The sequence below is a fragment of the Actinoalloteichus sp. GBA129-24 genome (genome assembly GCF_001941645.1).
Classification (GTDB): Bacteria; Actinomycetota; Actinomycetes; order Mycobacteriales; family Pseudonocardiaceae; genus Actinoalloteichus_A; species Actinoalloteichus_A fjordicus.
This window is the reverse complement of the sequence record NZ_CP016077.1, coordinates 2340972-2363561: the sequence shown is the minus strand read 5'-3', so window position 1 is coordinate 2363561 and position 22590 is coordinate 2340972. Positions and strand designations below refer to the sequence as shown.

General features: G+C 68.8%; 24 protein-coding genes and 1 tRNA gene. 8 read left to right on the top strand and 17 right to left on the bottom strand.

The genetic code is table 11. From position 1 onward, the window contains the following. Positions 1 to 4: 4 nt before the first annotated feature. The 16 genes from UA75_RS10695 to UA75_RS10630 form a co-directional block, all read right to left on the bottom strand. Complete coding sequence (locus tag UA75_RS10695) at positions 5 to 715, bottom strand: DNA cytosine methyltransferase (RefSeq protein ID WP_075740112.1); 711 nt, start codon at positions 713 to 715, stop codon at positions 5 to 7. Further along, positions 712 to 1710, bottom strand: a complete 999-nt coding sequence (locus UA75_RS10690) for a bifunctional DNA primase/polymerase (protein WP_198044250.1) — start codon at positions 1708 to 1710, stop codon at positions 712 to 714. The genes UA75_RS10695 and UA75_RS10690 overlap by 4 nt, the downstream gene beginning before the upstream one ends. Beyond that, positions 1707 to 1877: a hypothetical protein gene (locus UA75_RS32725; protein WP_157434109.1), complete on the bottom strand. Its 171-nt coding sequence runs from the start codon at positions 1875 to 1877 to the stop codon at positions 1707 to 1709. The genes UA75_RS10690 and UA75_RS32725 overlap by 4 nt, the downstream gene beginning before the upstream one ends. Next, a complete protein-coding gene (locus UA75_RS10685) occupies positions 1874 to 2254 on the bottom strand; it encodes a hypothetical protein (protein ID WP_075740111.1) in 381 nt (126 codons plus the stop codon). The genes UA75_RS32725 and UA75_RS10685 overlap by 4 nt, the downstream gene beginning before the upstream one ends. A 145-nt stretch (positions 2255 to 2399) precedes the next feature. After that, positions 2400 to 3023, bottom strand: a complete 624-nt coding sequence (locus UA75_RS10680; RefSeq protein ID WP_075740110.1) for a GGDEF domain-containing protein — start codon at positions 3021 to 3023, stop codon at positions 2400 to 2402. Positions 3024 to 3110: 87 nt separating this feature from the next. Then, positions 3111 to 3416, bottom strand: a complete 306-nt coding sequence (locus UA75_RS10675; protein WP_075740109.1) for a hypothetical protein — start codon at positions 3414 to 3416, stop codon at positions 3111 to 3113. Between the two features lie 17 nt (positions 3417 to 3433). Beyond that, a complete protein-coding gene (locus UA75_RS10670) occupies positions 3434 to 3787 on the bottom strand; it encodes a hypothetical protein (protein ID WP_075740108.1) in 354 nt (117 codons plus the stop codon). 14 nt (positions 3788 to 3801) lie between these two features. Next, positions 3802 to 4269 carry a Pycsar system effector family protein gene (locus UA75_RS10665; RefSeq protein WP_157434108.1) on the bottom strand — a complete coding sequence of 156 codons (468 nt, stop codon included), beginning with the start codon at positions 4267 to 4269 and terminating at the stop codon, positions 3802 to 3804. A 225-nt stretch (positions 4270 to 4494) separates the two neighbouring features. Continuing rightward, on the bottom strand, positions 4495 to 6429 hold the full coding sequence (locus UA75_RS10660) for a hypothetical protein (RefSeq protein WP_157434107.1): 1935 nt from the start codon (positions 6427 to 6429) through the stop codon (positions 4495 to 4497). 77 nt (positions 6430 to 6506) lie between these two features. Next, positions 6507 to 6836, bottom strand: coding sequence for a hypothetical protein (locus tag UA75_RS10655; RefSeq protein ID WP_075740105.1), 330 nt, complete (start codon positions 6834 to 6836; stop codon positions 6507 to 6509). Positions 6837 to 6926: 90 nt separating this feature from the next. Continuing rightward, positions 6927 to 7247: a hypothetical protein gene (locus UA75_RS10650; protein WP_157434106.1), complete on the bottom strand. Its 321-nt coding sequence runs from the start codon at positions 7245 to 7247 to the stop codon at positions 6927 to 6929. Between the two features lie 43 nt (positions 7248 to 7290). Next, a complete protein-coding gene (locus UA75_RS10645) occupies positions 7291 to 8430 on the bottom strand; it encodes a hypothetical protein (protein ID WP_075740103.1) in 1140 nt (379 codons plus the stop codon). Further along, positions 8430 to 8708 carry a hypothetical protein gene (locus UA75_RS10640; RefSeq protein WP_075740102.1) on the bottom strand — a complete coding sequence of 93 codons (279 nt, stop codon included), beginning with the start codon at positions 8706 to 8708 and terminating at the stop codon, positions 8430 to 8432. Before UA75_RS10640 ends, UA75_RS10645 begins: the two co-directional genes overlap by 1 nt. A gap of 44 nt (positions 8709 to 8752) precedes the next feature. Then, complete coding sequence (locus tag UA75_RS10635) at positions 8753 to 9271, bottom strand: hypothetical protein (protein ID WP_157434105.1); 519 nt, start codon at positions 9269 to 9271, stop codon at positions 8753 to 8755. Between the two features lie 2 nt (positions 9272 to 9273). After that, positions 9274 to 9462, bottom strand: coding sequence for a hypothetical protein (locus tag UA75_RS32720; protein ID WP_157434104.1), 189 nt, complete (start codon positions 9460 to 9462; stop codon positions 9274 to 9276). Then, a complete protein-coding gene (locus tag UA75_RS10630; RefSeq protein WP_075740100.1) occupies positions 9459 to 9776 on the bottom strand; it encodes a DUF6284 family protein in 318 nt (105 codons plus the stop codon). The genes UA75_RS32720 and UA75_RS10630 overlap by 4 nt, the downstream gene beginning before the upstream one ends. Positions 9777 to 10206: 430 nt before the next feature. Here UA75_RS10630 and UA75_RS10625 point away from each other — a divergent pair, with 430 nt between their 5' ends. The 5 genes from UA75_RS10625 (at position 10207) to UA75_RS32710 (ending at position 16656) form a co-directional block, all read left to right on the top strand. After that, a complete protein-coding gene (locus UA75_RS10625; RefSeq protein ID WP_075743654.1) occupies positions 10207 to 11019 on the top strand; it encodes a GntR family transcriptional regulator in 813 nt (270 codons plus the stop codon). Positions 11020 to 11040: 21 nt separating this feature from the next. After that, the gene (locus UA75_RS10620) at positions 11041 to 11841 is read left to right on the top strand and encodes a glycosyltransferase family 2 protein (RefSeq protein WP_075740099.1); all 801 of its coding nucleotides are present in this window, start codon (positions 11041 to 11043) and stop codon (positions 11839 to 11841) included. A 132-nt stretch (positions 11842 to 11973) separates the two neighbouring features. Further along, positions 11974 to 12047, top strand: a tRNA-OTHER gene (locus UA75_RS32715). 838 nt (positions 12048 to 12885) lie between these two features. Then, the gene (locus UA75_RS10615) at positions 12886 to 15618 is read left to right on the top strand and encodes a cation-transporting P-type ATPase (RefSeq protein ID WP_075740098.1); all 2733 of its coding nucleotides are present in this window, start codon (positions 12886 to 12888) and stop codon (positions 15616 to 15618) included. A 390-nt stretch (positions 15619 to 16008) separates the two neighbouring features. Continuing rightward, positions 16009 to 16656, top strand: a complete 648-nt coding sequence (locus UA75_RS32710) for a cation:proton antiporter (protein ID WP_075740097.1) — start codon at positions 16009 to 16011, stop codon at positions 16654 to 16656. Positions 16657 to 17089: 433 nt separating this feature from the next. Here the strand turns inward: UA75_RS32710 and UA75_RS10605 are convergent, their stop codons facing one another. Next, positions 17090 to 17569: a hypothetical protein gene (locus UA75_RS10605; RefSeq protein WP_075740096.1), complete on the bottom strand. Its 480-nt coding sequence runs from the start codon at positions 17567 to 17569 to the stop codon at positions 17090 to 17092. 853 nt (positions 17570 to 18422) lie between these two features. Here UA75_RS10605 and UA75_RS10600 point away from each other — a divergent pair. Genes UA75_RS10600 through UA75_RS10590 form a run of 3 tightly spaced genes read left to right on the top strand, consistent with a single transcriptional unit; the run spans position 18423 to position 22377 of the window. Beyond that, the gene (locus tag UA75_RS10600; protein WP_075743653.1) at positions 18423 to 19262 is read left to right on the top strand and encodes an ATP-binding cassette domain-containing protein; all 840 of its coding nucleotides are present in this window, start codon (positions 18423 to 18425) and stop codon (positions 19260 to 19262) included. Positions 19263 to 19289: 27 nt separating this feature from the next. After that, positions 19290 to 20261 (top strand): iron-siderophore ABC transporter substrate-binding protein, encoded by a 972-nt coding sequence (locus UA75_RS10595; RefSeq protein ID WP_075740095.1) that lies wholly within the window; start codon positions 19290 to 19292, stop codon positions 20259 to 20261. Positions 20262 to 20268: 7 nt separating this feature from the next. Beyond that, positions 20269 to 22377 (top strand): iron ABC transporter permease, encoded by a 2109-nt coding sequence (locus UA75_RS10590; protein ID WP_075740094.1) that lies wholly within the window; start codon positions 20269 to 20271, stop codon positions 22375 to 22377. Positions 22378 to 22590 lie beyond the last annotated feature (213 nt).

Here is a 22590-nt window from a genome sequence, read left to right as displayed (position 1 = left end):
CTGATCAGGCAGTGTCGTGGTGGGCGAGGATGAGTCGGGCCATGTGTTCGGCGAGGCGGGGGACGACGGCGTTACCGAGGGCGGTGACGCGGTCCACCCGTCCGGGAAGCCCATGAGCCACTCGACCCACGTCGGGTTCAGCGGGCCACCGACCCGTTCCGACAGTGGGCGGCCTGGTCGGTTCCATCCGGCTCCCCGTGGCCCGTCGCGGGCGGTGGGTGTGGGCCAGACCGAGCAGGCGTCGTCGTGGGTGTGGGGCGCCCATCTCACAAGCGGAGGCGTAGCCGACCCGATGTCGGTATCCGAGTCGAACAAGGTCGGCATGGACGACGTCGAGTCCAGCCGTGCGCAGACCGGGCACGTTCTCCCACAACACCCATCGAGGCCGGATGGCCGCGATGACGTCGGCCATGGCAGGCCACAGCCACCGGTCGTCGTCGACTCCCCGGCGGCGTCCGGCGACGCTGACCGGCTGGCAGGGGAAACCACCGGTGATGACATCGACACGGGGCCGATCGGGTCGGGACTGCCACCAGGCGGCAGCCGTGCGGACATCGTCATGACGAGGCACCTCCGGCCAATGACGAGCAAGTACAGAGCGACACCACGGGTCGATCTCGACCTGACCGACCGGCCGCATTCCGGCGCGTTGGCAACCGAGGGAGAACCCGCCGATGCCTTCGAACAGGTGCAGGACGTTCACCGGATCGCTCATGCCGCTTTCCTGTTGGGGATGCGGCGGGGTCGGGCGCTGCCGAGGTGGAGTCCGTTGGTGATGGTGCGGGTGATCTCGCGGGCGGTGCAGTCACATTTGGGGTTGGTGATCATGTGTTGCGCGGCGTCGGCGAGATCAGAAGCGGCTGTAGCCGGGGGGAGTGCTCCTCCGCCGCAGAGCTGCCCGAGGGCGATCGACGAGGCGAGCAGGACACGGCTGTGCGCGCCCAGTGCGGCCGTGGCGACCCGTTCGCACTCGCCTCGGATAGCGGCGTCCACATAGGACGGCAGACGGCTAGCGGCCGTCACAGCGCGCCGTGAGACGGCCGTAGACGGCCTGGGAGCCAGTAGCCGGACCAGCCACCCCGGCAGCGGTGCCGGGGGGAGGTCTTCGACGAGCCGGTAGGCGCCGTCGGGGGTGATCGATCCGGGGGCGACGACGTACCCGCCGTGGCCTCGGGTGTCGATCAGCTCGCCCAGGCTGGTACCCCGGCCGCCTTGTGTGTTGCCCAGCCGAACGCCGTGTGGTTGGCGGAAGTACAGATGGACACCACCTCGGGGCGTGGTGACGGTGTAGGTCTCCCACAGTGCCGCGACGTCGTGGCCGTACTGCTCGCAGAGGGCGGTCAGGACATCGGCACCCCACTCGATCCCCCCTCCGGCTTCAGCCTCTTTCGGCGGTAGGGCGCCTGGTTTCGGCTGGTCGAGGTCGATCACGAGCAGCCCGGCCCGACCACAGGCGATGCCGACGTTGTGCGTACTGCGGGACCACGCCCGCTCGATGCGGTCGGGGTCGGTGATGGCCAACTCTTCCCAGCCTTGGTGCCCGTCACGGCAGTAGCCCTGCCTGGTACACCGCGTGACGCTGTGGAAGAACGAGGCGGGTTTCTTCGCCCCGATCGGGTCGTTCGGGGCGCGCAGCGGGAACACCGGCCACCCGCGCCCCGCCGCGTCCAGCGCGGCGGAGCGGAGAGCGGACCGGATGTTCCCGGTCACCGGGTGTCCTTCGACGCGGCCATGATCTCGGCCAGGGCCGTCCAGCCGTCGGCCACACCGTCGTGGTAGCCCCGGTGGTAGTGGCACCACCCGTCGGGGGTGCAGTGCGTGCAGTCGTAGGGGTCGTCGGCGTCCGGGGTGAGCTGCCGGTGCGTGTCGGTGGTCATCGGGTCGCCACCGCCGGGTCGTTGTTCGGGTGGTGGTCCAGGGCGTAGTCGGCTGCCCAGGTCGGCATCGGCTTATCCGACCAGTAGGCGCGGGTGATGAGCCGGGTGCCGATGCTGCCGTCTGCGCGGATCTGCGGCCCGCCGATGGTCACGAACACCGACCAGTCACCGTCCTGCCTCCGGCGGATGAAGCGCGCCATGATCAGCAGGGGCACGAAGCGGCGGTCTTGCCCGCAGCCCTCGGTCAGCGGTGCACGGTGCTGGTCGAGGACCTCGGCCCAGACCGTTCGGACATCGTGGTGCTGCGGGTCGCGCGCGGGGTGTATCCATCGGAGCAGGTCGGGCATCTGCCAGGCCAGGTCGTTGAGGTCGTTCATCGCATCTCCCCGTCGGTGTCGGGTCGGGTGCAGGGCAGGCAGCGCACTCCGGCGGGGGTGCCGTGGTCGCGGCAGCCCCACCGGGACGGGCCAGGTCGGGTGTGGCGTCGGCGGCGGGCGCGGATCACGCGCGGGTCGCGGGGCATCAGGCGGCCGTCTCGTCGGCGGAGGCCTGGTCGTCGCGGTGCGCGCGGGCGGTGGGGCGGGCCGGGTTGCTCGGCAGGGACACGGCTCGGTTCGCGCGGCGGGCGCGCTTCGCCTGGTACATCGCGGCGTCGGCGTCGGCGAGCAGCGTCTCGACATCGACAGGTGCGGCGCCGACGGCGGCGCCCACCGAGGCGGTGACCCGCAGCCGCAGACCACCGGGGAGCGTGTACGGCTCGGCGAGCGCGGCGCTGACCTCGGCAGCCCGCCGCGTCGCGGTGGCACGGTCCGTGCGTCCGAGCCAGATCGCGAACTCGTCGCCGTGCAGTCGGGCGGCAAAGGTCACGCCGTCGCCGTCCGGTCCGCCGGTGAGGTCGGTGAGCCGCTCGGCGACCGCGAACAACAGCGCGTCTCCGGTCCGGTGCCCGTGCACGTCGTTGATCTGCTTGAACCCGTCGAGGTCGAGCAGCAGCAAGCCGACCGGGCCTCGGGAGCGGTCGGCTGCCTCTTCGAGGACGAGGCGGTTGAGCAGGCCGGTGAGCTGGTCGGTGCGGACCATCGCACGCAGCTCACCGACCTCGATGAGCAGACGGCGGAGCCGTGATCGGCGGATGAGTGAGAACATGACGGTGCCTCCTCGGAAGGGGAAGGTGGGCCGACCAGACCGCCGTTCGCTTGCAGGCATTGGCGGTCTGGTCGGTGTCTTTCGTGGTCAGGCGGCGTCGCGCAGCACGGTGAGCAGCGCGGTGGCCTGGGCGAGTCGACGCGGGTCGTGCGGGGCGGCGTCGCGGTCAGCCGCCAACAGCGCGGCCAGACCAGCGGGCATCTCGATGACGTGGTCACGCACCAGGTTGAGCACGGCGGTCGGGTCGGTGATCGGGTCGATCGGGGAGCCCCGATCGAGGATCACGGCGTCAGCCCAGTCGAGGACCTGGGCGAAGTAGGTGCCCGTCGGGGCGTCCCAGCCGACGGCGACGGTGTGCCATCCATCGATGCTGGGGAGGTGATGTCGGCTCATGGCGATGTCTCCTCTGATCAGAGGGTGCGGCGCTTCCGGCGAGCGATGTCGGCGAGGGAGTAGGCGGGCGTCTCGGCAGCGGCGAGCTGCGTAAAGCTGCGCGACAGCGGCAGGTGAGCGGCTTGGAGTGCGGAGAGCAGCCGCTGCCATTCCTCCCTGGCCGCGTCGGGGGTGGTGTCGTCGGTGACGTGGTCGCGGGCGTGTCGCTCCAGCGCGTCGACGGTGCGCTCGACGGCGCTGATCAATTCGACGCAGGTGATGATGGTGGAGAGCGCCTCATTCGGGGTGAACCGTCGCCCCCCGGCGGCAGCGGCACGAGCGACGTCGGCAGCGGCGAGCTGGGCGGAGTGAGTGGCTTCCGTGAAGGACATGGCTTCTCCTCAGGTCAGGCGAGGGGGACGGCAAGCAGGACCAGGGCCAGCCCGGCGATCAGCAGATCGACCGCGCGGCGGGCCAGGCGGTACATGCGGGTGGCGAGGGCGGAGAGGGCGGCGAGCTTCCGGGCGGCGGCGGCCGGTGTCGCGGTGGCGGTGAGGTCGGAGAGGAGGTCTCGACGGCCGTCGGCGTCGATCACGGCCCATCGGGCGATCCCGCCCGTGTAGCCGAGCCGGGGGCGGACGGCGGCCAGCAGGACGATCAGGGCGGCGGCCATCGGCAGCAGCGCGACCCCCAGCAGCACCGCAGCCGCCGTCGAGAGCCCGCTGCGGGTGGACAGGGCGATCACTCCGGCCAGGCCGCCGCCGAACAGCGTCAGCAACGCGGTGGCCTTGGTGTCTCCTCGGGCGATCTGGGCTTGCGCGCCCTCGATCTCAGTCTCGATCCGAGCCTGTAGGGCGTCGTGGTCGATGGTCATCACCACTCCATTCGTCACTTTATGTAGTTGAGTTTGGGTGTGACGGGGCTTCGGCTGGGGGGTGTCAGCTCCGCAGCCGAGGTGTCAGAACGGCGTTATAGAACTGGTTTCGCGCGCGCACGCGCAGGCGCGCACATGTGCGCGCGCATTGGTCGGGGGTTCGCGCGTGCCTGACACCTGACACCCGTCAGGTGTCAGGCACGCACCACGCGCACTCGCGTGCGGTTACGCTGCGTGCGCGATGGGTGGGTAGGTGTAGACACCGTCGGTACCGGTACGGAGGAGCGATCCGAGTTCGGCCAGGCGGGACAGTTCACTGGAGACCCACGCCCGCGACCGACCGTGGAGGTCCTCGGGGACGTCCTTCGGGCCGACCGTCGGCAGCCCGGCGGCCTGCCGTTCGCTGAGCCAGCCGCCCAGCGCCCGGCGGGCTTCGGCGAGGCTCGGTCGCGGTCGGGGCAGGTCCATCGGGGTGATGTCGGGCAGCTCGGCCTCGGGGTCGTCGGTCAGCCCGCCGTCCTCGGCATCCTCGGGCGGCATCGTCACCTCGTCGTCGATGTCGTCCCCGATGTCGTCGGGGTCGGTGTCGAACTCGTCGTCTGCCGCAGTGGCCTCGGGCTGGGTGGTCACGGTGGTGTCTCCGGTCTGGTCGGGGCCGGTGGTGTCCAGCGAGGCGCGCAGCTCGGCGTCATCGACGTCGAAGCCCCGCGCCGCCGTCGGGTACCGGGCCTCGTCGACACCGGGGGCTTCCAGGTACGAGCAGCCGGGCCGCCGGTTCTTCCAGCGGTCGGGCCGTGCCCCGGCGGCCAAGGTGTCGTCGGAGAGGATGAACGAGGCGTCCTCGAGGTCATTGACACCGAAGCACCACGCACCGCCCATCTGTGCGCGCACGTCGGTGCTCATCAACCGATAGGTCGACCGCTGCTGGGACATGACCACCGAGATCCCCGCCGACCGCGCCTCCTGTACCAGCTCAGTCGCCACCTTGGCGTTCTCCAGAACCTTGGTGGCCTCCTCGATCCACACCACCTTGTACGCCATGCCGTGGATGTCGAACGCCTCAGTGGTCCACTGGCTCAAACCCCACTTGCCGAGACGATCCGCCCGCTCGGTCACCTCGGCGAGCAGCGCCTTCACATAGTTCTTGCTCGCCTGCTTGCCCAAGACGAGCTTCGCCCTGGTGTTCCGCAGGAAGCCCACCGACTGCTCGCCCTTGGAGGGGTCCAACACCACCAGCTCGGCATCGCGCCTGCTGAGCACCTCGGTCCAGGCGACCTTCCCCGACTGGGTCTTGCCCGAACCGTTCATGCCGTTGACCACGAAATGTGTGGCGTTGCGACCAGTCGCAGGGTCACCGGGAAACCAGAACTGCAACACCTCGCCGTCCTCGTACAGGCCGACCACGATCGGCTCGGTGATCGACCCGCCGGGCGACGACGGACCGGGCCACTTGCTGGAATGCCGCAGCACGTCACGTGGGACCACGGTCAGATGAGCCCGTGACACGTCGTCGGGGTCGGCCACGACCCGCACGGCACCGTCAGGCAGGTGGGCATGAGAGGCGATGGTGCTCTTCTTCTCCGCCAGATCGGCGGAGGTCATCCCCGCAGGGAGCTGTACGGCCGCCGTGACCTTGTTCGGTGACACCTGGATGTCGCCGTCGAACTTGGCCTTGGCCAGTCCGATGCGCTCGAAGAACCCGGTGCCGCTGTCCCCGTCGTCGCTGGTCTTGCGCATCACCTTGCGGATCGACCACGAGGCGGCGACGGCGGTACCGGCCAGGGCATAGGTCCAGGCCAGCAGCGGCGAGAGCGGCCCGGCGATCGTCGCGGCCGTCAGCCACGCTCCGCCCGCACCAGCGGTGACCGTGGCGTGCGTCCGCGCCACCGTCGACCGTGTGGAACCGGACGCCCAGGTGACCCCCGTCAGCACGGTGGCACTCGTGGCCAACCCGGCCGCCACCCACGGCATCGCCGTCGGATCAGCCGCCAACGGATGCGCCGCCAACGGCGCCAGGTACCCCAGCGGCAGCGCCGCCCATTCCGGCGCGTACGGCGCCAGACGCGACGCCCAGAACCGCCGGGGCACGTAGTAGCCGCCCGCCGTCGATCCCCCCGCACTGAGCTGGGCGTACTCGCCCCCCATGTGGTTCCGTCTCATCACGATCTCCTCTCTCGAAACGGAAAGGGCGGGCCGACGTTGGTCGGCCCGCCCTCGATCACTTGTTGCACTTGTGCTCAGTCTTCGAACTTGAACTCCCGGCGCGGTGACTTCTTGACCTGGGACAGCTCTGCCGTGAAGTGCCGCTGAAACGACATGAAGGTGCGAACCACTTCGAGGTTCGCGATTTCCACCGCCGCCGCCGCGCGCCGCAGGTGTCCGGCGACCAGTCGCGCCCGCACCCGCGAATCGACTCCCGGCACGTACGAGAGGACGATCTGCATCTCCTCCCCCGCCACGTGCAGCTCGTGATGCAACGGCCGCAGCAAGTTCCGACCGCGCTGGCAATAGGCCTTGATCTCCGTAGTCGAGAAGAACTCCGGATCGCCCAACTGGCTCTCACTCATGGCCGCTCCCTTCATCTGGGCTGGGTCGCCCCGTACCCGCCCACCGACCCGGCATGGGGCGGTGGGCGGGCGGCACGGTCAGACCAGACGTCAGGCAGCGGCGGGAGCCGGTGTCGCCTGGTCGACGTCGTCGATGTTGAGTCGGTGCGCCGTCTGGGCCAGGTGCAGGTACGCCTCGGCCCGGTCGAGCTGCCGGTGATCGGTCACGTCGTCCAGCTCGGCGGCCAACGACCGCAGATGCGCTGCGGCGATACTGTTCGTGGTCCACGCGGCCAGGTCGGCGGCCCCGGACCACAACCGGGCGGTCCGCAACAGCACCGCGACGCCGTCACGGTCCATCCGGCCTCGAGCGGAGAGCGACACCGCACGCTGAGCACGGTCGAAGCAATAGCGAGTCAGAGGGTTGATCACGGCTCGTGTCCTTTCAGATCAGGTGATGGGTTCAGGTGATGGGTCAGCGGACCGGGACCGGTCCGGTACCGCCGTCGTCGCGGCGGAGTCGGTCCCGTGCAGCGCGGGCGATCCGGGACGCGCGGTTCTTGCGGACTCGCAGCAGTTGGCGGACGCCGTCGACGGTGATCCGACGGCCGTCGGCCGCGTGGGCGTCGAGGACGCGGCGAATCGCCGTCTCGTCGTCGGACCCGTCCGAGTCCGACGCGGTGTGGGGTGCCGGATCGGCGGGTGCGGCAGCGGTCGGGGTGGTGGTCTCGTCGGGACCGCCGCTGGTCAAACTCGGGTCCGCTCGGGTGTCGGCGGGACCGGAGGGGAGGTCGGGGCGAGGCGGGGCGCCTGCGGCGAGCCACAGCGCGATCTCATCGGCGAGCCGGTCGCCCGGTGCCGGATCGGGTGCGGGAACCACACGGGTCCGGCCCCACCGACTGCGGGTGACCCGGACCGGCCCGGACCGGTGCACCAGGGTCACTTCGCCGTCCGCTCGGACCACCGGCACTGCTGCCGCGACCGCCGCCCGCCGGATGCGATCAGCACGACGGGCAGCGGCACGCTCGACGGCGCTCGGCCGGACCCGCCGGACCCGCCGGGTCCGAGGGGACCGGCCGTGCACGAGTTGATGGACCATCGCACCGCCGACGGCGACCACGGCCATGACCGCAGCCCGTAGCGGGTCCCCATCAGAGATGCCGTGAGCGAACGCCAGACCAGCGGCCACGCTCGCACTCACGAGCACGCCCAGCAGCAGACCCCCTGCCGGGTCGCCCGCACGGACCGCGCGAGCACGGGCCAAGGTGAAGACCAGCAGCGCCGCGTCCGCGAACGCGGGCAGCAACACACCGACCGGTCCGTAGAGGTCGACCCCGAACGACATCATCGCGGACCACGACAGGGCCATCGGCGAGCCGATGATCAGCAGCCACGGCAGCTCCGGCAGCCACCGGCCGACCGCCTCACGCACCGCCGACCACCGCCGAACCCGACGCTCATCCCGCAGCGCCCGCTTCCGCTCGGCTGCCTTCTCCCGGGTCTCACGCCGCCGCTCGGTAGCCGCTTCGCGAGCCTCGGCGACCTTCGCCCGTCCACCGGCCTTCGCCTCGGCCAGCTTCGCCTTCCCCGCAAGCCAGGGATCAACCTCGGACATCAGACCACCGCCAGATCGGCGATCAGCCAGACGGCCGCGCGGCGGGCGTCCGCCGCGTGCTCCTCGGCGACCTCACAGCCCGGCAGGCCGCTGTTGGCGATCGCGTCGAGCAGCGCCGCCTTGCGCCACAGCCACGCCGCGCGCTCCGCGTCGGAGGCGGAGGGGGTCGGAACGGTGGTCGTCAGCTCGGCAACCTGGGTGCCGAGCCCGCTGGGCGACTCGACGTCCACCGCCGTCTCGGCGGGCAAGACGAGGTTGGGAACAGCGATATAGGACATGACAGAACCTCCATAGTGGACAGATGCGGTAGGGAGTCGGCTGGTCAGCAGTCGGTTCCTGCGTCGAGAGCAGCCAGCACAGGCCGCAGGCAGGACGACATCGCGGCGCACACAGCGGCCACCGCCGCTACGGCGACGTCGATCTCCGGCGTCCCGTCAGGCTGGTACTGCGGCGTCGGCAAGCATGCGTTCTCAAGTGGGACGCGCACGGTCAACGTGGTAGTAGCGACCAGCGCGGCGTTGCTCTCGGGCTCGCCCCACCACCCGCCCAGCCGTTGCCAGCCCCGGAACTGAGCAAGCCGCTGGGTCAGCGGATGCGGCGGAACCATCAGCTCGACGCGCACCGCCGCACGGCGATCGTCGTCGAGTACCACCACCGCCTGCTGCACCTTCGGATGCCACGACACGTAGCCCGGCGACATCACCGGCGACGACGCCACCCGCCACGCAGCAGCGGCGAACTCGCCAGGGTCCGCCGTCGGCTCGTCCCATGGCCGGAACAGGTGACTCGTCAAACGCAGGTACGCCGCGTACCGAGCAACGGACTCATCGATCACGGTCACCGTCACGCCGCACCCCCGAACACGATCGGCGCGGTGACGTCCCCACTGGTCTGGATCAGCGATCCGGTGACCGACCCGGTAACGACGTTGCGCACCGACGTCCGCACGACCATGACCCCGTAGCCCTCACAGATGACGCAGTCGGCGACCCCGACCCCAGCGCATCCAGAGCAGTCGATGAGCGCGCTCATGCCGCGTCACCCGCCGCGACCGCCGAACCCGACCGACGGGGCTGGCGGAACAGCGGAATGACCTGGCCGGTCCTCTCGACTGCCGTCGTGGTGTGCGCCACCGCCCGCCGACGCTGCACCAACAGCGCCAACTCGCGCTCCGCCGAACGAGCCGCCACCAGCCTGCGGCCGGACAACTCGTCCCCGTCACACCACCAGGAACTCTCCGCATCGACGACCGTGATACCCGCCTCGATAAGCGGCAATTCGGCGGTGATATCAGCCAACTCCGCCGCAGTCGGCTCGATTCCGTCAAGCCTGAAATCTTCTTCCATAACGCATCTTCCTCTCTCATTCGGAAACCACGAAGAACCAGCGACGAGACCCGAAAGTCACATCTTCGCTGGTCAACGCGGTTACCGGTGCCGGGAAACGGCACCGAGAATCGGTTAAACACGGGGGTAGCCTCGGCTGTTGATCTACCAGCATTGACTTCCAATGCCACGCCTAGCTCGCCGCATTCACGCGGGTCATCGCATAAACAAGACGCTGCCGGGGGTGCAAGCTCCACTACCCCTCTGAAATTGTCAAAGAACATGGCGAATTCGCGCGTTCCGGGTGAGGGGAACCGTTCGAACCTTCGCTCAGCACTTGCGAGACATACAGCAAGTTGGTGCGTTGGCGCTCCAACCGACTGAGATCAAGCTAGCCCATCGGCGACCGGCGCGCAAGAGGTTGGCGCGCCAACTTGCTAAGATGGCTCCCATGCAGCCAAAACAGACCCCGGCGACGGCCACCCTCGCAGTGCAGATCGCCGATGACATCCGAATCAAGATCGAGCGTGGGGACCTTCAGCCCGACGCTGAACTGCCAACGCGACTTGACCTACAGGCGACGTGGCGCTGCTCGTCGACGGTCGCACGCCACGCCATCGACCTGCTCCGTCAGCAAGGGCTGATCACCTCGGGCCGTGGCAGGCCATCCAGAGTGCGAGCGAAGCCTGAGCGGACGCGACGTACCTCAGAACGACACCAAGAAGAGAAAGATCGCGTCCTACTTCCAGAGCCAGACCGCGCCGCTGTTGGAGTCAGTGAGACTGATAACGGCGTATCGATCGACGATCTCAAATTCTCCACAACGTACGACCTCACGAAGGCAAATGAGACCCTGGCTCAACTCCTTTCAATCAAGGAAGGCGAGAGCGTCCTTAGGAGAATCTATGAGACAAAGTATCCAGACAGTGGCCACTACTGCGCATGGAGTGAGTCATATATCCCCAAAAAGCTCATTGAGCAGAACGAGAAACTATTTGACTCAACGGAGGAACCCTGGCCGGGGGGAACCCAGCATCAACTCTGGACAGTCGGGATAGAACTCGGAAAGTTTATCGAGGATGTTTCCGCCCGAATGCCCACGACAGTCGAACAACAGGAGTGGGGAATTGAAGACGGTGTGCCTATGATCAGAGTCACTCGCAAATCCGTGGATACACAAGACAAGATCGTTGAAGTATCCCATACGGTCTTCCCCGCCGACCGCGTAGAGCTGACATTTGTAACTAATCTGACTCGCTGGTAGTCAATATACAATGGAGAAGACATGCCTTTGATCTCAATACTCACCGCAGCATATGCGCCCTCCGCTCAGCATCTCGCAGAGACAATATCGAGCGTCACAAGGCAGGAACTCCCAACGGGGTGGGATCTTGAATGGATCGTGCAGGAAGATGGCCCCGAGCCGACCCTGGCCAGCCTCTTCGATCACATTCCGAACTGCAAGTATGAACCCAATGGCGTACAGCTCGGTCTGCCCTTCACGCGCAACCTCGCACTATCACGCGCAAGCGGATCACTCATCCAAGCGCTAGATCATGATGACGTACTGCTCGATAATGCCATCGCTACGGTCGCCCCTAGATTTATCCAGAACAAGATCGGCTGGGCAATTGGGCAGGCAGATGATCTGATGCCTGACGGGTCAAGGGAAGCATACCCGCCTGCCTTCCCACACGGCATCGTGCCAGCAGGAACAGTCAATACCTGGGCTCTACAACACCACGCTAACTGGCCAATCCACTGCGCCGGACTATTGATTCGCTCAGATGTCCTGCGGGCCATAGGGGGCTGGGCTGGTAGTCCTGCTGACGACGACGTCTCGATGATGGCTGCACTATCAGAGATCGCGGATGGCTGGTCTGAAGAAGAGGTCACCTGGCTATACCGCAAGCACGATCGCCAGACGAGTCGGACCCCCGAATGGCGTGCCCGTAGCACGGCGGGTCGGCGCATCGCTCTGCAACGCGCGGCTGCTGCGAGATCAGCGGGTCTTCGGATCAGCCTAGGTCCGTTGCAGGACAGTTCTCCTGCCGACGCAGAGGTGGGACCGCCAGTGAAGGGTTAGCAACGCCAGAGCCCCGGACGCCGATGTCCGGGGCTGGCTGCACCCAACCTCGGCGCGCCCGAAAGCTCACGCCGAATACGCGCCGAAAATGCCTTCACGGCGACTCCAGACGTTGCTGCCGCCCTGGTCAGCAGCCGTGCGGCGGCGGGAAGGTGTGTCCCCTCAAAATCCGTCCAGTGTCAGTTCGAGTCTGACCGGGGGCACCACCGCTGAGCAGCGGAGACAATCGAGGACATCGATCGCTGGTTGATCTTCAGATGCGGCTTCGGGTGCGGATGCCACCAGGGCCGCTGCGCACGCTTCGACGGCTGCCCGCGCCACGACGCCGAGCGTAGACCCGCTGCCGCCGCGCCCTTGAGATCGAAGTCGCGGGCCCCGAGGGACGTCTCAAAGGGCACGCCCGTGCGTGGCGCCCACCTCGATGTCGCAAGCACTGAGGCTATGGGGACATCAAGCGCTCTTCCGACACCCGTCCTGGTTCACAGAGCCCGGCGGTACCACAGATCTCGCGACCCTACAGAGCATCGCGGGTTCGGCGGGCTCTGACCTCGTCAGGAAGGGTCGGGGCATGGCTCATCGCGTCGTTGTCGGGGTCGGGGTCGGGGTCGGGGTCGGGGTCGGCGGATCACCCACTGCTGCGCCGATTCGTACCTGGGCGATTGGGCAAGCGCGGCTGCACGACGCACCCGCGGCCCTGGTGCGGGCCGCGTACGGGACCGGCATCGGCAGACAGCGGGCGGAATCACCAGTCGGGCAGTTCTGTAAACAGGGCCGCACCCTCTGCTCCGCAGAACCTGCCGCGAGGGGAGCCACCGGCACGCCCGCCGTCGAGAACGGCCACGCCACCGAGGCACTGGTGCAGTGCAGCCCCGACGCCGACGTGCTCGTGATGGGCTCCTGTGAACACCACCACCGGGCCGGTACGGACAGCAGCTCTTTCAGAGGACACCGCACCCGGTACAGACCCGGCCGTACTCATTCACGCCGCGACAGAACAGCGGCGGGGCAGGCAGGATCGGGCGGTCGCGCGAGACAGGTGACGTGATGATCACGTCCAGTCCTTCGTCGGCTACCGCGTACCACGGGCTGGCCGTCCACGAAGTGGCGCAGATCCTGGAGACCGACCCGCGACGCGGACTGACCGGTAGCGAGGTCGTCGAGCGGCTGACGCGGTTCGGGCCGAACACCCTGCCCCCGCCGAAGGGCACCGGACTGCTGATGCGGATCCTGCGGCAGTTCCATAACCCGTTGATCTACGTACTGCTCGCGGCGGGGACGCTCACCGCCTGGTTGGGCGAGTACGTCGATTCCGCGGTGATCTTCGGGGTGGTGCTGATCAACGCGACCGTCGGCTTCGTTCAGGAATCCAAGGCCGAGACCGCGCTCGAGAGTCTGCGGGCGTTGGTTCGCACCCACGCCAGGGTGGTGCGCGACGGCCGGGAACAGACCGTGCCGTCTGACGAGCTCGTGCCCGGAGATCTCGTCCTGCTCGACGCGGGCGACAAGGTACCCGCCGATCTACGGCTGACCCGACTGGTCGAGCTGCGCGTGAACGAGTCGGCGTTGACCGGTGAGTCCGTCCCTGCCGCCAAGGACGAGGCGGTGTTGTCTGCCGTGCTTCCGGTGGCAGACCGCCGCAACATGACCTACTCCGGCACCATGGTCACCACGGGCAGCGGCGCCGGAATCGTGGTCGCCACCGGAGCTCAGACCGAGCTTGGTGAGATCCACCGGCTGGTCGGGGAAGCAAAGACTCTGGCGACACCCCTGACGCAGAAGCTGGCCGAGTTCAGCAAGATCCTCACTATAGGCATCCTCGCTCTGGCCGCGGTCACCTTCGGAATCGGGCTGCTGAGGGGGCAGGACGCGGTGGAGGTATTCACGTCCGCGGTCGCGCTCGCCGTCGGTGCGATCCCCGAAGGGCTCCCGGCGGCCGTCACGATCACCCTGGCCATCGGGGTGGTTCGAATGGCACGGCGGCGCGCGGTGATCCGCAGGCTGCCTGCAGTGGAGACGCTGGGCAGCACCACGGTGATCTGCTCGGACAAGACGGGCACACTCACCGAGAACCAGATGACGGTGCGCACCGTATGGACCCCCGGCGGCAGATACGAGGTCACCGGCTCGGGATACGCCCCGGACGGAATCCTGCACGACGCCACGGGAGCATCGGCGTCCGTGGACACCGATGCGGCGTTGCGCTGGTCGCTGCTGGCCGGTGCGGCCTGCAACGACGCCGCACTGACTGAGCAGGACGGACGGTGGGACATAGTCGGTGATCCCACCGAAGGCGCGATGGTGGTGGCCGCAGCCAAGGCGGGTTGGGGCGCCGATCGGGTCGCGGACCTGCTTCCCCGTCTGGCGACGCTTCCGTTCAGCTCGGAACGCCGGTACATGGCCACCCTGCACCGCGACGCCACCGGGCAGCAGGAAGGGCGTGTCGTGCTGGTCAAGGGCGCTGTCGAGCGGATGCTCGACCTGTGCGACGGGCAGATGGACGCCGACACCACCGTCCGACCGCTGGACCGCGCCACAGCGCTGCAGTCGGCCGACGACCTGGCAGGCCGAGGGTTGCGAGTCCTGGCTACCGCAGTGCGAACGGCAGACCTGGACAGGTTCGACCCCGACTCATTCGGCGAGACGATGCTGCCAGGCAGCATGGTGCTGACCGGGTTGCACGCCATGCTCGACCCGCCCCGTGCCTACGCCGGCACTGCGGTGGCCGCCTGTCACACGGCGGGCATTGCGGTGAAGATGATCACCGGTGATCACGCGGCGACGGCTACCGCGATCGCAGAGCAAGTCGGCCTGTTTGAAGGCCGTGAACACGACCAGGCCGTGGTGCTGACCGGCACTGACCTCTCTGCGCTGCCTGCCGAGGAACTCCCCGACGCAGTGGACCGCGCGGCGGTGTTCGCGAGAGTCTCACCCGAGCAGAAGCTGCGGCTGGTCGAGGCGCTACAGGCCCGCAGGCACGTGGTCGCCATGACCGGCGACGGGATCAACGACGCCCCCGCCCTACGGCAGGCAGGCATCGGGATAGCCATGGGCGAGAGCGGAACCGAAGTGGCCAAGGACGCCGCTGACATGGTGCTCACCGACGACGACTTCGCCACTATCGAGGCCGCCGTCGAAGAGGGCCGCGGAGTGTTCGACAACCTCTCCAAGTTCATCGCCTGGACCCTGCCGACCAACATTGGCGAGGGGCTGGTCATTCTCGCCGCGATCGTGTTCGGGGCAACGTTGCCGATCCTGCCGACGCAGATTCTGTGGATCAACATGACCACTGCGGTTGCACTCGGACTGACGCTCGCCTTCGAGCCCAAAGAAGCCGGGATCATGACCCGGCCACCGCGCGATCCGGACCAGCCACTGATCACCCGTGCGTTGATAATACAAGTGCTACTGGTGTCTACGCTGCTGGTCATTGGTTCGTGGTGGATGTTCCAGTGGGAGCTCTCCAATGGGGCGAGCCTGCCCGAGGCACGGACTGCGGCCCTGAACCTCTTCGTCGTCGTTGAGGCGTTCTACCTGTTCAGTTGCCGTTCATCGACCCGGTCGGCATGGCGCCTCGGCCTGCTGTCCAACCGATGGATCATCGTCGGTGTGATCGTGCAGGCGATCGGACAGCTCGCCATCACCTATCTCCCCGTCATGAACACGATCTTCGACACCGCCCCGATCAGCGGAGATGTGTGGCTGCGGATCCTGACCATTGCCGTGGCGGCCAGCCTGATCGTCGCGGCGGACAAGCGGCTGCGGCGGGGGCGCATGTGACGCCCGAGAAGCTGCTCATGACGTCTCCGTCGAACCGGCTGCCGTTCGCCGTGTGCACGGACGACGGCCCGGCGCTCGTGTCCCAGGTGCGGCAGGGGGTGCACCCCAGCTGACACCCGGGCGCCCCTGCGCAGGCTGCTCGAGAACGCCCGGCCCGGACGCGCCCGCATCCGCCGGGAGCGGCTCGCGGTGGCGGATCGCCTGCACTCGGAGGTCCAGCGTCCACAGACGTGGCTGCGAACGTTGTGCTGCAGCCATGCAGGCTGCGTGGTTCCTCGGTCACCAGATGCCGCTCTTCTCCCGGCCGGGCACTGTTCGGTGGCGCCGCCCGGCAGGGTCTGCAGAGGCAGCGACGGATCTGCTCGTCGTCCGGGCAGGGAAGGGCTGATCGTGGAGCTGCAGGCGTGCCCGCTCGTCGCGATCGTCCTGGCCATCGACGCTGCCGCCGGGCTGGTGGCCGTCCGGCCACGGCGACCGTTGATCGTCGTGTTCATCGGCGTCGGTATCCCGGTCGGCACCGGCTGGGTCGAAGCTGACGGCACCATCGAACTGCCTGCCCGGATGGGCATCGCCGTCCTGTTGTTCCTCGTCGGACCACGCCAGGACCCGCATCCGATCCGCAGCACGGGACCCGTCGCCTTGGCCACCGGGCTCGGCCAGGTCGTCTTCACCTCGGTGTTCGGCTATCTGATCGCGCTCGGCATGGACAGCGGCACTGCGTTCGACGTCGTGATTGCCCTCACCTTCTCGTCGACGATCATCATCCTCAAGCTGCTCGCGTCAGATGGTCAACAGGTCTCGGGTCGGGATGCCGACTCCGCATCGAGCCGGGGACGAAGATCGCCGAGCATGGCGAGTGGTACGTCACCGACAACCGCGATGAACACGCGGCCCTGCGGGAGAGGTGGGGGCTGGTTCCCCCCAACACCTGGAGCCGCGAAGCGGTGCGGCGCGTGGACGCGGACCAGTACAGGACGGCCCGGTACACGACCTGACCTGTCACGGCAGCGGGTCGTCCCAGGACCATCCCGAGCGTGATCGGGCGGCAGGGCTTCGCTCAATCGCAGCGCGGGAGACGGCTCTGATCTGGTCGGCTGCGTGTTGCCCGGTGCAGGCAACAGGCCGGGCCAGCAGGGGCCGATGGTCTTCGTCTGTCGGTGTCGAGGCCGCCGGCTTCGCCAGTCGAGGCGACGGCACCCGCCGCCGCCTCCCGGGAGCTCGGGCGAGCCGGGCCGACCTCCGCGTCCAGCGGGCGGTTCCGGACCCGTCGCGCGTCGTGCGTGCTGAACCCCCGCCGGGTTCGGAAACGGCGGGCGTCCGCCTGCGTACGGTCGCGAGCAGGTGGACGCCGAGAGGGGCATGGTGGGGCGGTGGCCGCGGGGGCCCGGGCAGGCTGGGCGGTGGGTCGTCCGCTCGTGCGGCGCAGCAGGCGCGCCTGTTGTGTTGATCGATCCGGCCCCAGACCGTCGGATCAGGTCAACGCGGCGCGGGCGGCCAGGCCGAGGACGGTGAAGATGAGGCCCCAGGCAATGACGGCGATGACCTGCCAGATCAGGACCTTCTTCCGGTTGAGTCCTGCGCCGATCATGATGAAGGTGGACAGGGCGGTGGCCAGTACGAAGGGACCGAGGAGGCTGGCCACGGGGACGCCGAACTGGTTGACCTTGGCCATCACCTTGTCCCGGCCCCTGCTCTTGGCGGGATCGCGCCGGACCGCGACCTTTCGGGCGGCGGCGCTGCCCAGCTTGGCCGCGATGGCGAGGGCGAGGAGGTTTCCGGCGATCGCGGCGAGTACGGCGAGTACGATCGGCACTCCGGTGAACACCCCGATGAACGAGCCGATCTGTGATTCGAGAAAGGGGACGATACCGATGGCGAACACGGCAACGAATTGCACCAGCGGGTGCAGTCCGCTCACGAACTCGGTCAGGAATGTGGTCACGTTGTCCATGTCGGTCCTTTATTCCAGAGGTAAATCAAGGCAGAGCAGAGTGATCGAATAATCACGCAGCGAGCACGCACAGGTGCACCGGAAGACGGGATTCACCAGCGGTGCTCCAGCGATCGGAGCTGATCTGTTCGAGTCGGCGGCGCGAGTTCGCCCGGTGCGGTTGCCTGTAGGCGCCTCGCCGTCGCCGCAGGCGACACAGCTGGCGCGTGCCAACGGCTTGAACTGCGGCTCACCTACCGGGAGGACGGCGTTGTCGCCGTCGCGGCCGTAGTTCGGCCGGTCGGGCTTCGGTGAGCTGACTGTTGCGCCACGACATGACGTGCTCCTCTCGGATTCGGGTGAGCAGGCACGAGCTGCGCTGACAATGGCCATGGAAAACCGTGACGCTGCGGCACGGTCAAGCGCCGCCACCCGCACCCGGACGTGGCGTATGTCATAGTCGCTCCCGTCGACGGCCCCGCCGAACCGCACCGGCCGGTGAAATCGTGGTGCTCGACCATTTCCAGCAGCCCGTTGAACGGATATCGCGCGGGGCGCCTTTCGGGTTCGACGACGGCATTCGACACACGCCGAACGATGCATCACGAACGGCGGCGTCGCGATTCTGGAATGACACGATCTCGGATCCTTCTGCTGCCCGACGTCGCCGGCCGGAGCGTGGGCGGCGGACGAGTCGTCGGGACCGAGCACCGCGCCGGTGACCGGCGCGGACCGGATCAGCCTGCGGTGCGCACCATCCCGCCTGCTCGCGTCCCCGAGGGTGGGCGCCAGTCGGTCCCGCCCGAACCCGCGATCAGTGTGCCGACAACCACACCAGTTGTTTATTAGGCAAGCCTGTCTTTAGTGTGTGGCCGTGTCCGCAACCCCAGCAGCCTCCCCGGTCGGCGTGTCGGCGCGCGACCTCGACGTCGCCTACGGTCGCGACGTCGTCGTGCACGCCGCGTCGATCTCCCTCGACGCGGGCACCGTCACCGCGTTGATCGGGCCGAACGGCAGCGGCAAGTCCACCCTGCTGCGCGCGCTCGCCCGGCTGCACCCGCCGGTCGCAGGCGACGTCACGTTCGCCGACGGAGCCGAGCTGCGTGCGCTGTCGGGCAAGGACCTCGCCCGGCGGATCACCCTGCTCTCGCAGCACCGGACGGCGCCCGGCGGGCTGTGCGTGCGCGAGTTGGTCGACTTCGGGCGCCATCCGCATCGGTCTCGCTGGGGCGGGCGGGACGACGCGGGCCCGGCGGCGGTCGAGCGGGCGATGGCGCTGACCGGGCTCACCTCGATCGCCGACCGCCCGGTGCAGGCGCTGTCCGGCGGGCAGGCCCAGCGGGTGTGGCTGGCCAGCTGCCTCGCTCAGGACACCGCCCTGCTGCTCCTCGACGAGCCGACGACCTTCCTCGACCTGCGTTATCAGGTGGAGATCCTCGACGTGGTCCGCGACCTCGCCGACGAGCACGGCGTCGGAGTCGGCGTCGTGCTGCACGACCTCGATCAGGCGGGCGCCATCGCAGATCGGCTCGTCCTGCTCGAAGAAGGCCGGATCACGGCCGACGGCACCCCTGGCGACGTGCTCACCACCACGAATCTCACCCGCGCATACGGAATCCGGGTCGACGTCGACGTCGACCCGATCGACGGGCGCATTCACACCAGAGCGGTCGGCCGCTTCAACTGCGCGCACGCCCGTGCCGCCTCGGTCTGACCGCGCCTCACAGCAAGTAGGAGAGAGATGCGCACCACCCGTGTGATCATCGGCCTGTCCCTGGCCGCCGCGTTGTTCGCGGCGGGCTGCGGCACCACCGAGGAGGTCGGTGCCGACCCGGCACCCAGCAGCGGCGATCCGGTCACGGTGGTCGACTCGCGTGGCCAGGAGGTGACGCTCGACGGCCCCGCCGAGCGGGTCGCCGCCACCGAGTGGAACGGCGTCGAACACCTCGTGTCGCTCGGCGTCATGCCGGTCGCGGTGTCCGACGTCGAGGGCTACGGCCAGTGGGTGAGCGCGGCGCCGCTGGACGACACCCCGACCGACATCGGCACCCGTGGCGAGCCGAGCATCGACACGCTCGGGACGCTGAATCTGGACCTCGTGGTCGTCACCGACAGCCTCAACGAAGGCGCTATCGCGCAGATCGAGGCGACGACCCCGGTGATCGTGATCGCGGGCAGCACGGCGGCGGACCCCATCGGATCCATGTTCGAGAGCCTGGACATGGTCGCGGCGGCCACCGGCACCGAATACGAGGCCGCGCAGCTGCGGGCCGGCTTCGACGAGAAGATCGCCGAGGGCACGGCCGCGGTGGCGGAGCTGGGCGCCGCAGGTGACCAGTTCGCCTTCTCCGACGCCTACGTGGACTCCGGCACGGTCAGCATCCGCCCGTTCACCGACGGTGCCCTCGTGCCGGAGGTGCTCGAACAGATCGGGCTGGAGAACGCGTGGCCGATGGAGGGCGATCCGGCGTTCGGCCTCGGACAGGCCGACGTCGAGGGCCTGACCGAGCTGCCGGACGTGCACTTCTGGTACATGGCGAACGACACGCTCGGCGACCCGTACGAGGAGCTTGCGGACAACGCGATCTGGCAGAGCCTCCCGTTCGTCACCAGCGGCAAGGTGCAGCGCTTCCCCGACTCGCTGTGGATGTTCGGCGGTCCCCTGTCCATGGCGCAGTACGTCGACGCGGCCGTCGACGCGATCGAGGAATAACGCCCCAGTGAGCACCTCCGCATCCGGCGCCGCGACGCTCGCTCGTCCGCCTGCGCCGCCGAGGGCCCCGAACCGACGGCGCGGCAGGCTCGCGCTGCTGATCGGCGGCCTCGGCGCGATCATCGTGCTGGGTTCGGCGGTGCACCTCACGCAGGGCACGTCGAGCCTGGACACGCTCGACGTGCTGCGATTGATGTTCGGCGGCGGCAGCGACGACGCCGCCGCGGTCATCGTCGAGTCGCGGCTCCCCCGGCTGCTCGCGGCGATCGTCGTGGGCGTCGCCCTGGGTGTGGCGGGGGCGGTGCTCCAGTCGGTGGCGCGCAACATCATGGCGTCGCCGGACACGCTGGCCGTCAACGCGGGCGCGCATCTCGCGCTCGTCGCCGTCTCGGCGTTCGGCCTCTCGGTGCCGCTGCTCGGCGCGGCGGGCATCGCGTTCGCGGGCGGCCTCGCCGCTGCGGCGCTCGTGCTCGCCCTGTCCGGAACCGGCGGCACCGGGATCGTGCGGCTGGTCCTGGCGGGTACCGCCGCCGCACTCGCGATGGCCGCCGTGACCCGCATTCTTCTGCTGTTGTTCGCACAGGAGACGCGCGGCCTGTTCGCCTGGGGGGCGGGATCACTGGGGCAGAACGGGCTCGGCGGCGTCCAGACGCTCGGGCCGGTGGTCGGCGGGACGCTGCTGCTGCTCCTCGCGATGTCCCGACGGCTGGACCTGGTGCACCTCGGCGACGACCACGCGCGCAGCCTGGGCGTGAACGTGGGGCGGATCCGCTTCGCGGCGATCACGCTGGCGGTGGTGCTGTCGGCCTCGGCGGTGACGCTGACGGGCCCGATCGGCTTCGTCGGGCTGGCCGCCCCCGCGCTGGTCCGACTCCTGGTGAACGTGGTGCCCGGCCTGCATCGGCATGCGGCGCTGATCCCGGTCTCCGCCGCGATGGGCGTCGTGCTGCTGTTGGGCGCCGATGTGCTGCTGCGCGCGGTGATCGGTTCCCAGAGCGCGCTCGAGGTGCCGACGGGCGTGGTGACGACGGTGCTCGGCGGGATCTTCCTGGTGATCCTGGCCCGAGGCGTCCGGATCACGGGCAGGGCGACCGAACCGCCTGCGGCCGGTGCCCGAGGAGGGGTGCAGGCAGGTCGCTTCCGGCTGATCCTCGGGGCGTTGGTGGTCGGGGGCATCGGCGTGCTGGCGGGGTCGGTCCTGTTGGGCGACACAAATCTGCTGCTCGGTGACGTGGTCAACTGGGTGACCGGCCAGGCGGGTCCGATCGTCACGAACGTGATGGAGAACCGGGCGCCGAGGGTGGCGGCCGCGTTCCTGGCGGGCGCGTCGCTGGCGCTGGCGGGAGCGGTCATCCAGGCGGTGGCCCGAAATCCGCTGGCGGAGCCCGGCATCATCGGCGTCGCGGGCGGCGCGGGGCTCGGCGCGATCACCATGATCACGCTCGTGCCCGCCGTCGGATTCTGGGCCCAGGCGGGCGCCGCGGGCGCGGGCGCCGCCCTGGCGACGACCGTGGTGTTCGTGATGGCGGCGAAGGGCGGCTTCGCCAGCGAACGTCTCGTGTTGATCGGCTTCGGCGTGCAGGCGGTCACCCAGGCGCTGATCACCCTGCTGATCACCCTGACCGACCCGTGGAACGAGACCAAGGCGCTGACGTGGCTGGCAGGCTCGACCTACGGCCGGTCGTTCGAGCACCTCGTGCCGATGGTGCTGGCCGTGCTGCTGGTGGTCCCGCTGCTGATCCGGGCCCGAGGCGAACTGGACCTGCTGTCTCTCGACGACGAGACCCCTCGGGTGCTGGGCGTGCCCGTCTCCCGCTCCCGGCTGCTGCTGATGGTGGGCGGGGTGCTGCTCACCGGTGCGGCGGTCGCGGGCGTGGGCGTGATCGCCTTCGTCGGACTGGTCGCGCCGCACGCGACCCGCGCCATCGTGGGTCGTCGACATGCCAGAGCGCTCCCGGTGGCGGCACTGCTCGGCGGCATCCTGGTGTGCGCGGCCGACACCATCGGGCGCACCGTCATCGCTCCGGGGCAGCTCCCGGCTGGCCTGATGACGGCGATCATCGGCGCGCCCTATTTCATCTGGCTGCTGTATCGAAGCCGGGTGCGGGCGGGGTAGGCCGGGAATTCGGCTTCCTCTGGCGGCTTCCGCACGGTCGCCTTCGCCGGACCGCGGCGGGAGACAGGGTTGATCACGCTGACTCCTGCCGCTCGCCCGCGTGACTGAAACGGATGAGCACCCGGTGCCGTCGGCGGCGGCGTACACCCGATCACACCTTCTCGACCGTCCGGAACAGTACGAGATCGCCTGCGCGGACACCGACCGCCGATC